The organism is Janthinobacterium aquaticum (genome assembly GCF_009208565.1).
Taxonomy (GTDB): domain Bacteria; phylum Pseudomonadota; class Gammaproteobacteria; order Burkholderiales; family Burkholderiaceae_D; genus Janthinobacterium.
This window is the reverse complement of the sequence record NZ_WFLK01000004.1, coordinates 337614-352202: the sequence shown is the minus strand read 5'-3', so window position 1 is coordinate 352202 and position 14589 is coordinate 337614. Positions and strand designations below refer to the sequence as shown.

Genomic DNA, 14589 nt, shown 5'->3' with positions numbered 1-14589 from the left:
CTCAGCCGCCAGGCAGGCTCATATTGGCAGGCTTGAGCGCTTCGAGCCATTTGCGCATGCGCCCGGCGTCGGCCGTGCGCGACTGCTTGCCCTTGGAATCGAGAAACACCATGATCACCGAGCGGCCTTCGATCACCGCCTGCATCAGCAGGCAGCGCCCGGCTTCATTGATAAAACCGGTTTTTTGCAGGCCGATCTCCCAGCCCGGATTGGCCACCAGGTGATTGGTGGTGCCAAACTGCATCGGATGACCGCTGGCCTCGACGATGGCCTTGGCGTCGGTCGAATACTGGCGCAGCAGCGGCTGCTGGAAAGCGGCCATGGCCAGCTTGGCCAAATCGTGCGCACTGGCCACGTTCATTTTTGACAGCCCGTTGGAGTCGACATAATGGGTGTCCTTCATACCTAGCTGGCGCGCCTTGCGGTTCATTGCATTGACAAAGGCCGGCAGGCCGCCCGGATAGTTGCGGCCCAGCGCCGAGGCGGCGCGGTTTTCCGAGCTCATCAGCGCAATATGCAGCATATTGGCGCGTGTCAGTTGCGCGCCCACCTTCAGGCGCGAACTGCTGAACTTGGCACGGTCGACATCGTCGTCGGTGATCGTCAGCAGCTCATCCATGTCCTGTCCGGCTTCGACGACCACCAGGCCGGTCATCATCTTGGTAATCGAGGCGATCGGCAGGGCCACGTTGGAATTTTTCTCGAACAGCACTTCCGCATTGCTCTGGTCGAGCACCAGCGCCACGCTGGACTTCAGGTCGAGCGGATCGCGCGTCAGGTTCAGGCCGGCCAGGTCGCCCATGGTGGGCATCGGCGCGGCCATCGGCACGGCGGCGCTGGCCACTTTCTGGTAAATCACCTTGCGCTTGCCACGCACGGTCACCACGCGGCGCACGGTCTGTTCACGCGCTGTCGCCGTCGGGCGCGCTTTGCGCACCACAACCCTGGCTTTTTTGGGTGTCTGTTTTTTGGTCGTTTGCTTTTTGGCAGTCGAGGATTTGCTGCCTGCTTCTTTGGCTTGCACGGCCGGAGCCGGTGCCAGCGCAAACAGCAGGGAAGCCAGGACGCCGAGCGCCAGTGTAAACTTAGCCATTCAATATTTCCCCGTGTAGCTGATGCACAGCTGTTGCATTATCGTAGTGTAGCGAAATGCAGAGTAATCGCAAGCCATTTAACAGTCTGGGCAGCTTTTAGTGCGCTAAGGGAACACAAAGCATTGACACTTGTCCAACTTCAGTTGTCCTGCCATCACACTTCTTTGCGCATGCGCGTAGACAATCCTACTTTCTTACCACGAACAGCACGCCCAGCACGGCCACCAGCATGCCGGCCACGCCGAGCAGGTTGAACGCTTCGCCAAACATGATCCACGCCATCACGGCAGTGGTGGGCGGCGTCAGGTACAACAGTCCCGTGACCTTGGTGGCGTCGCTGCGCCGTATCAGCGCAAACAGCAGGAAGATGGCGCCGATCGACAGCACCAGCACCGACCACAGCAAGGCGCCGATAAAGTTGCCGGTCCACTGCACCTGGCTTAACTGCCAGTCCAGGCCCTCAAAATACCAGGCAAACGGCAGCACCACCACGATGGAGGCGGAAAATTGCACCACCGTGCCGGTGCGCAGGTCAAACTGCGGACAATGGCGTTTCTGGAACATGGTGCCGGCCGTCATCGACAGCAAGGCAAACACGCACAGCAGCACGCTGGTCACGCTCAAGCCCACCAGGTTGATCTTGGCATACACCACCATCGCCACCCCGAGCAGGCCAAAAAACAGGCCCAGCCACTGGCGCGGACGCACCGATTCGCCGATCAGCGGCGCCGCGCAGGCCGTCAGCACCGGCTGCATGCCGACGATCAGCGCCGACAGGCCGGCCGGCATGCCCAGCTTGATGGCGCACCAGACGCCGGCCAGGTAGCCGGCCTGCATCAGAATGCCGGCCACGGCGATCTGGCGCAACTGCCCGACCGGCCACGGTGCGCGCAACAGCAGCACCAGCGGCAACAGGATCACCAGCACGCCCAGGAAACGCAGCAGCAGAAAGGTCAGCGGCGGCGCATAGGGCAGGCCGAACTTGGCCACGATAAAGCCGGTGCTCCAGAGCAGCACGAAAAAAGCTGGCAGGGCCATCGGCGCCATTGTGGCAAGCAAGCCGGACTTGCTACTGGTGGAAACATTGGACATGAATGAACTCGGAGAAATGGCAGACGACAGGCAGGCACGCCGAAGTTGCAAGTTTAACATGGCACCAGAAGTGGCGTCAGGACAGCCTCGATACCATTATTCTGAATAGAAATATTTCTCTTCAGTAATTAAGTATTTCCCTTTAGAAACAAAGACTTTTGACTCAAATCTATTCAATTGTTGCATCGCACAAGATTCGCTTGACTTCAGATTTTTTCACCGTAAAATGAGGTTTGTTGCGTTGCACAAATCCTTGTTCAGCTTGAAAAGTTAGAAATTCCCTGCTTCCCCCTATCGGTAAACGCAGCATCAAATTAACCAGATTTCAATATTTTGGAGATTCATATGTTTTCAATCCCTGAGCAGTTTTCGTCCGCCACCAAAGCCAACCTGGAAGCCCAGTTTGCCCTGTTTTCGTCGCTGACCGGCAAGGCCTTCGAAGGCGTTGAAAAAATCGTCGAACTGAACCTGACGGCTGCCAAAGCAACGCTGGAAGAATCGACTGCTACCGCCAAGCAACTGCTGTCGGCCAAGGATCCACAGGAATTTTTCTCGCTGACGGCTGCCCAGGCTCAGCCAGGCGCTGAAAAAGCCATCGCCTACGGCCGTCACTTCGCTGCCATCACGTCGGGCACCCAGGCTGAATTCAGCAAGGCCGCCGAAGCGCAGATCGCTGAAACCAACCGCAAAGTCATTTCGCTGGTGGAAGAAGTGAGCAAGAACGCGCCAGCCGGTTCGGAAAACGCTGTTGCCATCTTCAAGACCGCGATCGGCAACGCCAACGCCGGCTACGAGCAATTTGCCAAAAGCAGCAAGCAAGCCGTTGAAACGCTGGAAGCGAACTTTGCTTCGGCCGTGAACCAGTTCACGCAAGCTGCTGAAAAAGTCGCGCCACGCGCTGCTCAGTAATTGCTATTACGGACCGCCGCCGGCGGTCCCGACCAGCTCCTCCAGGCATCCATCCCGGTTCTCCCTCGTGGATGCCATTATGCCCCGCTCAAGCGGGGCATTTTTTATGGGCGCCAGCCTGGCTTATTCGCCCAGGTAGGCCGCCCTGACCCGGGCATCGTCAAGCATGTCGGCCGCATTGCCGCTCATGGTAATGAGGCCGCTGTCCATCACATAGCCGCGGTCGGCCGCCTGCAGCGCCAGGCGCGCATTCTGTTCCACCAGCAAAATCGTGATGCCTTGCGCCGACACGGTGCGGATCACCTCGAAAATCTTTTCCACCATAATCGGCGACAGGCCCATCGACGGTTCGTCCAGCAGCAGCAGGCGCGGGTGACTCATCAGCGCGCGCGCCATGGCCAGCATCTGCTGCTCGCCGCCCGACAGCGTGCCGGCCATCTGCGCCGCACGCTCCTTCAGGCGCGGAAAGACATCGAACCAATGCGCGATATCATCCTCGATAGCGGCCTTGTCGGTACGCGTATAGGCGCCCATCATCAGGTTTTCCCGGATCGACATGCGGGTAAACACGCCGCGCCCCTCCGGCACCATCGCCAGCTTCTTTTCAACCAGGTGAAACGACTTGCTGCCCTTGAGCGTCTCGTCCAGATAGTGGATGCTGCCCTCGACCTTGCATTGCGGCAGCGTACCGGTAATTGCTTTCAGGGTGGTGGTCTTGCCTGCGCCGTTGGCGCCGATCAGCGCGATCAGTTCGCCTTCGCGCACCTCCAGGTCGATGCCTTTGACGGCCTTGATGCCGCCATATGCAACGCTGAGGCCCGCCACCTTCAATACTGCCTTGCTCATGCGTGCGCTCCTCCCAGGTAAGCTTCAATCACGGCCGGATTGCGCTGGATCTCGGCCGGCAGGCCTTCGGCGATGCGCTTGCCGTATTCCAGCACCGTAATGCGGTCGCACAGGCCCATCATCAGCTTGACGTCATGCTCGATCAGCAGCACGGTCTTGCCTTCAGCCTTGATTTTCACCAGCAGTTCGCGCAGTGCCAGCTTTTCGGTAGCGTTCATGCCGGCCGCCGGTTCGTCCAGCGCCAGCAGCTGCGGATCGGTGGCCAGCGCGCGCGCAATTTCCAGGCGGCGCTGGTCGCCATACGACAGGAAGCGCGCCGTGCGGTCGGCAAACCGGGCGATGCCGACAAAGTCCAGCAACTCCATCGCGCGCCGGCGTATCGACGCTTCCTCCTCGCGCGCCGCCTTGTGGCGAAAGATGGCGCCAAACACGCCCTGGTGCGAACGCACGTGGCGCCCCACCATCACGTTTTCCAGCGCCGTCATGTCGCCAAACAGGCGGATATTCTGGAACGTGCGGGCAATGCCGGCCTTGGCCACCTTGTGCGGTGCCGACGGCGAATACGGCTTGCCGGCCAGTTCGAAGGTGCCGGTGTCGGGCTGGTACAAGCCCGTGATGACATTGAAAAAAGTGGTCTTGCCAGCGCCGTTGGGCCCGATCAGGCCGACGATCTGGCCTTGCCGGATCGTGATACCGACATCGGTCAGGGCCTGCAAGCCGCCAAAGCGCTTGTTGACGCCGGCAATATGCAAGATGATCTGTTCGCTCATGCTGACTCCTTACGCCGACATCACGCCGGTGGACTTGTTGGGCTGGTCCACATCGTGGTCAGGACGGTCTTCGCTTTTCGGCGACGGCCACAGGCCGGCCGGGCGGTTGAGCATGATCAGCACCATCGCCAGGCCATACAGCAGCTGGCGCAGCACTTCGGCCTCGATCACCACGCGACCGAACAGCGCCTGCTGGGCCGGCTCGACCACATGGCGCAGCAGTTCGGGAATCGAGGCGAGGATCACGCCGCCAAGGATCACGCCAGGAATATGGCCGATGCCGCCCAGCACCACCATCGCCAGCACGGCAATCGACTCGGTCAGCGAGAACGATTCGGGCGACACAAAGCCCTGGAAGGAGGCAAACATGGCGCCGGCCACGCCGCCAAACGACGCGCCCATGGAAAAGGCCAGCAGCTTGACATTGCGTGTATTGATGCCCATCGCCTTGGCCGCGATCTCGTCCTCGCGGATGGCCACCCAGGCGCGGCCCAGGCGCGAATGCTGCAGGCGGCTGGTGACGAACACCGTGACGACGCACAGGAAGAGGAACAGGAAATAATAGGCGTTCACCGACGGCATGGCAAAGCCGCCCAGCATCACGGTGCTGTTGGAGCCCGGTTCGCCGGCCAGCGAGACGCCGAAGATGCGGATCGGATCGATCAGATTGATGCCCTGCGGCCCGTTGGTAAAGTTGATCGGGTCGTTCAGGTTGTTCATGAAGATGCGGATGATCTCGCCAAAGCCCAGCGTGACGATGGCCAGGTAATCGCCGCGCAGCTTGAGCGTCGGCGCACCCAGCAGTGCGCCGCACAGACCGGCCATGCAGGCGGCCAGCGGCACGATGGCCCACAGCGACAGATGAATGCCGTTCTCGCGGATTTCCGGCCCCATCAGTTGTACCAGCGATTCACCCAGCAGCGGATACTGGTTGACCACCGATTCGAGCAGCATCGCAAACTGTGGCGAGGCCAGCAGCGCCGTCAGGTAGGCGCCCACCGCATAGAAAGCGATATAGCCCAGGTCGAGCAGGCCGGCAAAGCCCACCACGATATTGAGGCCCAGCGCCAGCATGATGTACAGCAGCGCCATATCGATAATGCGTACCCAGGAATTACCGAACTGAGCCGCAAAAAATGGAAAGATCAGCAGCAGCGCAGCGAGTCCCAGCATGCCGGCATACGCCTTGGCCGGGTTCTTTTTGGCGTTAAAATCAAGCAATGGCATGGTGTGTTCTCCGGATCAGGCGCGGTCGGCCACGCGTTCGCCCATGATGCCGGACGGACGCAGTGTCAAAACGATAATCAATACCACGAAGGCAAAGATGTCCTGGTAATGGCTGCCCAGGAAACCGCCCGTGATATCGCCGATATAGCCGGCGCCCAGGCTTTCGATCACGCCCAGCAGGATGCCGCCGATCATGGCGCCATAGATATTGCCGATGCCGCCCAGCACGGCCGCGCAAAACGCTTTCAGGCCGGGAATGGCGCCCATGGAAAACTGGATCGACGCATAGTTGGCGCCCCACATCACGCCGGCCACGGCCGCCAATGCAGCGCCGATGGCAAACGTGGCCACGATGACCTTGTCCGAGTCGACCCCCATCAGGCCGGCCACGCGCGGGTTTTCGGCCGTGGCGCGCATGGCGCGGCCCATCCGTGTTTTTTCCACCAGCAACACCAGCGCGCCCATGGCCAGTGCGGCCAGCGCCAGCAGCAGTATTTGCGTCTGTGAAATGACAGCGCCGCCGATATTGATCGGCTCGGTTGACAGCAATTGCGGGAACGGCAGCGGATTGCGGGTCCAGATCATCATGGCAAAGGTTTGCAACAGGATCGATACGCCGATGGCGGTAATCAAAGGCGCCAGGCGCGGCGCATTGCGCAGCCGACGGTAAGCGACGCGCTCGATGGTGATATTGACCAGCACGCAAATGGGAATCGCCCCCAGGATGGCGGTGGCCAGTTTCAGATAGCCGGGCCAGTCCGGCACATAGATTCCCAGCAGCTTCAGGATGCTCAACCCGACCATGGCGCCCACCATCAGCACATCGCCATGGGCAAAGTTAATCAGGTTCAACACCCCATAGACCATGGTGTAGCCGAGCGCGACCAGCGCATACATGCTGCCCAGCACCAGCCCGTTAATGATTTGCTGGAGGAATATATCCATCGTCAGATTGCCCTCTTGATCTGTGTATTATCGGGAACACCATCTGCTGGTCCATGCTGCCGATACAAAAACGGCACCGGAGGAAATAGTTTCCTGCAGTGCCATCCTTCGATCATTTTCACCAAAGCGGTGCACGCACCAAAATGGGCGTGACCGCGCTGAGTCATAACGACAACATATTCAAGCTCTGGACAATCATAACGATCTTTTGCAAAAACTAAACTTGGAATATATCGATATTTACTTAATTAAATTCAGTTTTACCCGTTAAGCCTCGGCCACTGTGCGGCGTATGCCGTCCAGGCCCTTGGGCATGGGGAAAGTCACCGCTTCCTGCACGCCGTCGAGCGGGCGCACGCTTTTCACGCCGCACTCTTTTAGACGGTCGATCACGGCCTGCACCAGCACTTCAGGCGCCGAAGCGCCGGCGGTCACACCCACGCGCAGCTTGCCTTCCAGCCATGCCGGGTCGATCTGAGTGGCATTGTCGACCATATAGGCCGGCGTCCCCATCTTCTCGGCCACTTCGCGCAGGCGATTGGAGTTCGAGCTGTTCGGGCTGCCCACCACGATCACCAGTTCCACCTGTGGCGCCATGAATTTGACGGCTTCCTGGCGGTTGGTGGTGGCGTAGCAGATATCGCCCTTTTTCGGCTCCGAAATATTCGGGTATTTCTGCTTCAGTGCGGCGATAATGTCGCGCGTGTCGTCAACCGACAACGTAGTCTGTGAAACATAGGCCAGCCCATCGGGATTGACGACCTGCAGTGCAGCCACATCATCGAGCGTTTCCACCAGATGCATGCCCTGCTCGGCCTGGCCCATCGTGCCTTCCACTTCAGGATGGCCGTCGTGGCCAATCATGATGATCTCGAGCCCTTCGCGGCGCATCTTGGCCACTTCCATATGCACCTTGGTCACCAGCGGACAGGTGGCGTCATAGATGCTCAGGCCGCGCGCTTCGGCTTCGGCGCGCACCGCCTTCGATACGCCATGGGCAGAGAACACCAGCGTATTGCCAGCAGGTACATCGTCGAGCTCGTCGATAAAGATCGCGCCCTTGTTGCGCAGGTCGGCCACCACATAAGCGTTGTGCACGATTTCATGGCGCACATAGATGGGCGCGCCAAACTGCTGCAAGGCGCGCTCGACGATCTCGATGGCGCGGTCGACGCCGGCGCAAAAGCCGCGCGGCTGGGCCAGCAACAGTTCCTTGTCCATATTGTTATCCATGCGCTACTCCTTACAACACCGAGATCAGTTTGACTTCAAAGCGCAACGGCTGGCCTGCCAGCGGATGGTTGAAGTCGAACAGGGCGGAATCGTCGCGCATTTCGCGCAACACACCGGCAAAGCGCCCGCCGCCCGGGGCGGCAAAGTCGACCAGGTCGCCAACCTTGTAGTCGGCGCCAGGCACCGAGTTTTCATCGAGCGTGGCACGCGATACCGATTGCACCATATCCGGGTGGCGCTCGCCAAAGCCTTCGCCGGCAGCCAGCTCGAAAGTCGTGTGCGTGCCTTCGGGCAAGCCCAGCAGACGCTGCTCGAGGAACGGCGCCAGCTGCCCCTGCCCCAGCATCAAGGTGGCAGGATTGCCATTGAAGGTGGTCACGATATCGGTGCCGTCAAGCTTGGCAAGGCGATAGTGCAAAGTAAGGTAAGCCGCTTCGGTGACGACTGCTGGTTGCGCGTTAGACATAATGATTTTTCAGGTGGCCGATACAAAGCGATATTGTAAGCCACCCTGAGCTTGCGCGCCCCATCGCCCTGTCAAAGAAGCGGCAAGAGCGCGCAGTGCCTGCCATGCGCCTTAATTGGCGGCGACGGTCTCGGCTACATTGGGCAAGCTGTCCAGCAAGGCCAGCACATCCTCGCGCGTCTCGCTGGAAAAGCCCATCTGGGCGGTAACATTGATCTTGCCATTGGCCTCATAGGCGCTTTCAAACGAATCCTCAGATCACTTTTGTCAATTTGCTGTGCTTTTCTCGCCACTGTTTGCGCAAAACCGTACCGCTGCCCGGGCCTTGGCGATATGAAGAGCATAGAGATGACAAACGTCATGGAGGAGATGGCATGGCGATCAAGGACTGGCCCGAACGGGAGCGCCCGCGCGAACGGCTGATCGAAGACGGCGCGCAGTCGCTGTCGGACGCTGAACTGCTGGCCGTTTTCCTGCGCACCGGCGTGCGCGGCAAGAGCGCGGTGCAACTGGCGCGCGAGACCGTGGAACATTTTGGCTCGCTCAAGGGCTTGTTTGGCGCCAACCTCGATAGTTTCTCTGCCGTACATGGCATGGGCAGCGCCAAGTTTGCGCAGTTGCAAGCGGTGCTGGAGCTGGCGCGGCGCGCCATGGTGGAGGAATTGCAGACGGGCCAGGTGCTCAATTCGCCGCAGGCCGTCAAGGACTATCTGCGCCTGTGTCTGGCGCACCTGACGCATGAAGCCTTTCATGTCTTGTTTCTGGATGTCAAAAACCGTCTGATCTGCAGCGAAGAAATGTTTCGCGGCACCTTGACGCATACCAGCGTTTATCCGCGCGAAGTGGTCAAGCAGGCGCTGCAACACAATGCCGCCAGCATCATGCTGGCCCATAACCACCCTTCCGGCTCGCCCGAACCGAGCGACTCGGACCTGCTGCTGACGCGCGCACTGGCGCAGGCGCTGTCGCTGGTCGATATCCGCGTGCTCGATCATTTTGTGGTGGCAGGCCATCGGGTGCACTCTTTTGCCGAACATGGCCAGCTTTAAGGCTCCCCTCGTTCCAAAGTTAACCCATTGTAAACAAGGACATAGCGCAACTTCACCGACTCTGAAAATCATGTTTTTGCACTTGATATCCGAAATTGTTAAATTTTTTAAATACAACAAGAAACAATTGTTTTTCGCAAGTCATTGATAAACCTGATTTTTTTAGATATACTCTCGTTTTTCCAATTGTGGAATGTCTTTAAGGAGTGCGCCATGGCACGTGTTTGCCAAGTCACTGGGAAGAAGCCGATGGTCGGCAACAATGTTTCCCATGCAAACAACAAAACCAAACGTCGTTTTTTGCCTAACCTGCAAAATCGTCGTATTTTTGTTGAATCTGAAAACCGCTGGGTCTCCCTGCGTTTGTCCAACGCCGGTCTGCGCGTCATCGACAAAGTCGGCATCGACGCCGTATTGACCGATATGCGCGCTCGTGGCGAAAAAGTCTAATTAGCAGAACAAGGGAGCTATCATGGCAAAAACAGGCCGCGACAAAATCAAGTTGGAGTCGACTGCTGGTACGGGTCACTTTTACACGACTACCAAAAACAAGCGTACGACGCCTGCAAAAATGGAGATCATGAAATTTGATCCTAAAGCACGCAAGCACGTAACGTACAAAGAAACCAAGATCAAGTAATTGAGATTGTGTTTGCTTTAAAAAAAACCGCTCGATGAGCGGTTTTTTTTTTGGTCAAACCAAGCGGCAATGCCGCTAGTAGGTCGGATTAGCCGCGCAGCGGCGTAATCCGACAAGATCGGCTGCGCATTGTCGGATTACGCCTGGCTATGCCAGGCTAATCCGACCTACATGCCATGTTGACGAGCTCGTCTGAGCGCGCTTACGCGTAACTGCGCAAGCGCAGCGAAAACTCCTGCAGCGACTTGATACCCGACCCTTCGGCGCGGTTGCACCAGTCTTGCAGCTTGTGCAGCAGTTGCTCGCGTGTAAAGTGCGAACGCTCCCAGATGGCGCCCAGTTCCACGCGCATATGGTGCATGGTTTCGAGTGCCTTGCTGTGTTGGAACAATTCCGACAACTGTTCGTGATGGACCTCGGCCAGCTTGGCCGGTTCGCGCTGCAGGAGCTTGCGCGACGATTTGAGGAACGGCTTTTCCAGTTCGGCCTTGTGCTTCAGGTGTTCCAGCTCTTCCTTCCAGGCCAGCTTGATTGACTTGGCATATTTGGCCATCACATCATAGCGGTTGGCAATCACTGACTGCAGCGTCTCGAAATCGGCTTCCAGCTTGCCATCCAAGAACTTCGGTTCGGGCGCCAGTTTTTTCACCTTGGCCAGGCGCAGGATTTCCAAAGTGCGGATATAGCCCCAGCCAATATCGAACTCATACCATTTCGACGACAGCTTGGCCGACGTTGCATACGTATGATGGTTGTTATGGAGCTCTTCGCCGCCGATCAGGATACCGAAAGGGATGATGTTGGTGGCTGCGTCAGCGCAGTCATAGTTGCGGTAGCCCCAATAGTGACCGATACCGTTGATGATGCCGGCCGCAGTCAGCGGTATCCACACCATCTGGACAGCCCAGACCGAAATGCCGAGCACGCCAAACAGGGCAAAGTTCACGAACAACAGGATCACCACGCCCAACCAGCTGTATTTGGTGTACAGATGACGTTCGATCCAGTCGGTTGGCGTACCATGGCCGTATTTGGCCATGGTTTCCAGGTTTTTCGATTCGGCGCGATACAGTTCAGCGCCTTCCCAGAACACTTTCTTGATGCCGCGCGTGACCGGGCTGTGCGGATCTTCTTCGGTATCGCACTTGGCGTGATGCTTGCGGTGAATCGCGGCCCACTCCTTGGTCACCTGACCCGTGGTCAGCCACAGCCAGAAACGGAAGAAATGACTGGGAATGGCGTGTAACTCCAGCGCACGGTGCGCCTGGTGACGATGCAGGTAGATCGTGACACTGGCAATCGTGATATGCGTGACGATCATGGTGTAGAGGAAAATTTGCCAACCCGACAAATTCATCAAACCCGTATCCATAAACTGCAGAACGTCGTGTAAAACGGAACTCAAGGTCATTAATACTCCAGATAAGCGAGCCAGGCTCACAATTGCTCCAGCGCGGCTGAAGGCGGGGATTTGAATAATTCAAACGTCATTGTACCCCCTAAAAGGCAGGGGCCGCAAAGGTGAAGAAGTGGCGCGAAGGCCCGAATCAGGCGGGGTTGGCAGCTTGATCACTGTCTGCGACGGCTGCTAAAGCCGGCGACGCCGCGCCGACGATCCGCAATTCGCGCTGCGGGAACGGCACAGTGACTTTATGTTCCTGCAATGTACGCCAAATGGCCCGGTTCACATTCGATTTCACCCCGCCCGTGCCATTTTCCGGGTCGGCAATCCAGAAACCTATCTGCAGGTCCAGACCATCGGCGCCAAAGCGCACCAGCGTGGCCGACGGCGGCTTGCTCTGTACCACACGCGGCACGCTGGCCGCCGCCTGCTCCAGCAGCGGGAAGATAAAGTCGATATCGGTTTCATAGCCTACCGATACGGTCGTCGACAACCACACCATGCGATTCGACAACGACATGTTCTGCACGCCGCCGGAGATCAGCATCTCGTTGGGCACGATCGATTCCACGCCATCGCCGCCCAACAGCACGGTATAACGCGTATTGATCTGCGTGACCTTGCCGCTGAAGGCGCCAACCGTAATCATGTCGCCGATGGTCAGGCTGCGGTCGAGCAGGATAATGAAGCCGGAGACAAAGTTGGCGGCAATTTTCTGCAGGCCAAAACCCAGTGCCACGCCAAAGGCGCCGCCAAAGACGGACAGCACGGTCAGGTCGATGCCCACCAACGACAGGCTGACCAGCACCGACACCAGCACCAGCACGGCGCGGCCCATGCGCGACATCACCACCCGCAAGGATGAATGCAGGCCCTGCATTTTCATCAGGCGGTCATCGAGCGCCGTGCCGGCCCACATGGCCAGCACCATCAGCACGGCCACCGAAATGGCCGCCTGCAAAATGGTTGCCAGCGACACCTTGTTGCGCCCCAGCGGCACGATCACGCTTTCCAGGAATTCATGCAGCTCCGGCCACAAGCCCGTGATATACAAGGCCATGCCGAGCCAGACCACGATGGTAAACACCTTTTCCAGCATATGCATGGTCGGACTGACTTCGCCGTGCCGCGCAAAGATGCGGCGCAACACATAAAAGCCGAAGCGCACCAGCGCCATCGAAGTACACAGCGGAATGGCAATACTGATCAGGTTGACGCTTTGCCACTTGGCCAGGAAATGCTGCGACACGCCCAGCAGCAAAGCCGTCAGCACCGGCGTCAGGATGCGGATAAAGCTTTCGGTGCGAGCGCGCACTACGGCGCTGACCGGCGGCGTCGTCGTATCGGCCCGCTGCTTGAGTACGCTGCGCAGCTGGCGCACCATCAGCCAGCTCAGCACCAGGCAAGACACGATCACCAATGCCTGCCACAGAATGGCCGGCTGACGGAAGTCGTCGACAAAGTCGGTAATCAGATTGAGCAGCGGCGTTTCATTCATGGCGGTCGGGAGGGGTAGTAAAAACAAAGCCAGCCGCGAACGGGCTGGCTGGCAAGACAAACGGCCGCTTCAAGCGGCCGCTGGGAACAACTTACTCGGCGCTATCTTCAGCAGCTTCGGCCGGCTTGGCTTCGGCAAACACTTTTTTTGGCATCGGCTTGCGCTCGAAGACGGCAGCAAAGAAACCATCGGTCTGGTGCTGGTGCGGCAGCAGTTTCAGATAGTCGCCCATTTCCAGTTCGATCTTCTGCTCGGCCAGCACCTTGTTCATCGGCACCAGCACGAAGTCAGGATGCGCAGCCAGGAACTGCTCGGCGATCACATCGTTTTCTTCATTGAGGAAACTGCAGGTCGCATACACCAGGCGGCCGCCGCCCTTGACCAGACGCGCCGCGCCAGCCAGGATGCCGGCCTGCTTGGCCTGCAATTCGGCAATCGCGGTAGGCTGTTGGCGCCATTTCACGTCCGGATTGCGGCGCAGGGTACCCAGGCCGCTGCACGGTGCATCGACCAGCACGCGGTCGATCTTGCCGGCCAGACGCTTGATCTTGGCGTCGCGCTCATGCGCGATCTGCACCGGATGCACGTTCGACAGGCCGCTACGGGCCATGCGCGGCTTGAGCTTGGCCAGGCGTTTTTCCGATACATCAAACGCGTACAGGCGGCCGGTATTGCGCATCAGCGCGCCCAGTGCCAGCGTCTTGCCGCCGGCGCCGGCGCAGAAGTCCACCACCATCTCGCCGCGCTTGGCGCCGACGATCTGCGACAGGATCTGGCTGCCTTCATCCTGCACTTCGATGGCGCCGCTCTGGAACAGCGGCAAGTTTTGCAGCGACGGCTTTTTCACCACGCGCAGGCCCAGCGGGGCAAACGGTGTCGGCGTGCTCAGGATCGGTGCTTCGGCCAGCGCCAGCATCACGTCTTCACGCGTGGACTTGAGCGAATTGACACGCAGATCGAGCGGTGCCGGCGAATTGAGGGCGTTACACAGCAGCATGGTTTCTTCTTCGCCAAACTGCGCGATCAGCTTGTCGAACAGCCATTTCGGCACGTTGGCGCGCATGGCGGCCGGCATCAGGCTGCGGTCGATCTGCTTGATGCGTTCAAGCCATTCGGTTTCTTCTTCCGTCAGGCCGCCCAGCGAGTCGGCGCCCATCGCTTCGGCCAGACCCAGAATGGTCAGGCGGCGCATGGTCGGGCCGTTGCCCGCTTCGGCAAAGTCGGTAAAGAACGATTTGTTGCGCAGCACGGCATAAATGCCTTCGGCAACAGCACCGCGTTCGCGCGCACCGAGGCGCGGATGGTCGCGGAAATAGCGCGACAAGGTGGTATCGGCCGGGGCCGTGAATCGTAAAATTTCGCGCAATACTTCTTCAGCATTGGCAAGTATCGCTGGAGGCAATCTCATTGTTGTTCTT

General features: G+C 58.8%; 15 protein-coding genes. 4 read left to right on the top strand and 11 right to left on the bottom strand.

Annotation, left to right across the window (positions count from 1 at the left end):
* Nucleotide 1: 1 nt before the first annotated feature.
* Complete coding sequence (locus GCM43_RS09355) at nucleotides 2–1093, bottom strand: serine hydrolase (RefSeq protein WP_152243468.1); 1092 nt, start codon at nucleotides 1091–1093, stop codon at nucleotides 2–4.
* A gap of 187 nt (nucleotides 1094–1280) precedes the next feature.
* Nucleotides 1281–2186, bottom strand: a complete 906-nt coding sequence (locus GCM43_RS09350) for a DMT family transporter (protein ID WP_152243466.1) — start codon at nucleotides 2184–2186, stop codon at nucleotides 1281–1283.
* Nucleotides 2187–2531: 345 nt separating this feature from the next.
* On the opposite strand from GCM43_RS09350, the gene phaP reads away from it, so the two are divergent.
* Nucleotides 2532–3095: a TIGR01841 family phasin gene (phaP, locus tag GCM43_RS09345; protein WP_152243463.1), complete on the top strand. Its 564-nt coding sequence runs from the start codon at nucleotides 2532–2534 to the stop codon at nucleotides 3093–3095.
* Between the two features lie 123 nt (nucleotides 3096–3218).
* Here the strand turns inward: phaP and GCM43_RS09340 are convergent, their stop codons facing one another.
* The 6 genes from GCM43_RS09340 to GCM43_RS09315 form a co-directional block, all read right to left on the bottom strand.
* Nucleotides 3219–3941 (bottom strand): ABC transporter ATP-binding protein, encoded by a 723-nt coding sequence (locus tag GCM43_RS09340; protein ID WP_152243461.1) that lies wholly within the window; start codon nucleotides 3939–3941, stop codon nucleotides 3219–3221.
* Nucleotides 3938–4711, bottom strand: coding sequence for an ABC transporter ATP-binding protein (locus GCM43_RS09335; protein WP_152243459.1), 774 nt, complete (start codon nucleotides 4709–4711; stop codon nucleotides 3938–3940). The genes GCM43_RS09340 and GCM43_RS09335 overlap by 4 nt, the downstream gene beginning before the upstream one ends.
* 9 nt (nucleotides 4712–4720) lie before the next feature.
* Nucleotides 4721–5938, bottom strand: coding sequence for an ABC transporter permease subunit (locus GCM43_RS09330; RefSeq protein WP_152243457.1), 1218 nt, complete (start codon nucleotides 5936–5938; stop codon nucleotides 4721–4723).
* A 15-nt stretch (nucleotides 5939–5953) separates the two neighbouring features.
* Nucleotides 5954–6883, bottom strand: coding sequence for a branched-chain amino acid ABC transporter permease (locus GCM43_RS09325; RefSeq protein ID WP_152243455.1), 930 nt, complete (start codon nucleotides 6881–6883; stop codon nucleotides 5954–5956).
* Between the two features lie 267 nt (nucleotides 6884–7150).
* The gene (gene ispH / locus GCM43_RS09320; protein ID WP_152243671.1) at nucleotides 7151–8104 is read right to left on the bottom strand and encodes a 4-hydroxy-3-methylbut-2-enyl diphosphate reductase; all 954 of its coding nucleotides are present in this window, start codon (nucleotides 8102–8104) and stop codon (nucleotides 7151–7153) included.
* Nucleotides 8105–8126: 22 nt separating this feature from the next.
* A complete protein-coding gene (locus GCM43_RS09315) occupies nucleotides 8127–8582 on the bottom strand; it encodes an FKBP-type peptidyl-prolyl cis-trans isomerase (RefSeq protein ID WP_152243453.1) in 456 nt (151 codons plus the stop codon).
* Between the two features lie 374 nt (nucleotides 8583–8956).
* Between GCM43_RS09315 and radC the strand changes: the two genes are divergently transcribed.
* The 3 genes from radC to rpmG all read left to right on the top strand — a co-directional run bounded on the left by radC (nucleotide 8957) and on the right by rpmG (nucleotide 10271).
* On the top strand, nucleotides 8957–9631 hold the full coding sequence (gene radC / locus GCM43_RS09310; RefSeq protein ID WP_152243451.1) for a RadC family protein: 675 nt from the start codon (nucleotides 8957–8959) through the stop codon (nucleotides 9629–9631).
* A gap of 213 nt (nucleotides 9632–9844) precedes the next feature.
* A complete protein-coding gene (gene rpmB, locus GCM43_RS09305; RefSeq protein WP_026637479.1) occupies nucleotides 9845–10081 on the top strand; it encodes a 50S ribosomal protein L28 in 237 nt (78 codons plus the stop codon).
* Between the two features lie 22 nt (nucleotides 10082–10103).
* Nucleotides 10104–10271, top strand: coding sequence for a 50S ribosomal protein L33 (gene rpmG / locus GCM43_RS09300; RefSeq protein WP_093384732.1), 168 nt, complete (start codon nucleotides 10104–10106; stop codon nucleotides 10269–10271).
* Nucleotides 10272–10473: 202 nt separating this feature from the next.
* On the opposite strand, the gene GCM43_RS09295 is transcribed toward rpmG, so the two are convergent.
* The 3 genes from GCM43_RS09295 to GCM43_RS09285 form a co-directional block, all read right to left on the bottom strand.
* Nucleotides 10474–11682, bottom strand: coding sequence for a DesA family fatty acid desaturase (locus tag GCM43_RS09295; RefSeq protein WP_152243449.1), 1209 nt, complete (start codon nucleotides 11680–11682; stop codon nucleotides 10474–10476).
* A 136-nt stretch (nucleotides 11683–11818) separates the two neighbouring features.
* Nucleotides 11819–13171: a mechanosensitive ion channel family protein gene (locus GCM43_RS09290; RefSeq protein ID WP_152243447.1), complete on the bottom strand. Its 1353-nt coding sequence runs from the start codon at nucleotides 13169–13171 to the stop codon at nucleotides 11819–11821.
* Between the two features lie 91 nt (nucleotides 13172–13262).
* Entirely contained in the window at nucleotides 13263–14579 is a 1317-nt protein-coding gene (locus tag GCM43_RS09285) for an RsmB/NOP family class I SAM-dependent RNA methyltransferase (RefSeq protein WP_152243445.1), read from the bottom strand.
* Nucleotides 14580–14589: the final 10 nt, after the last annotated feature.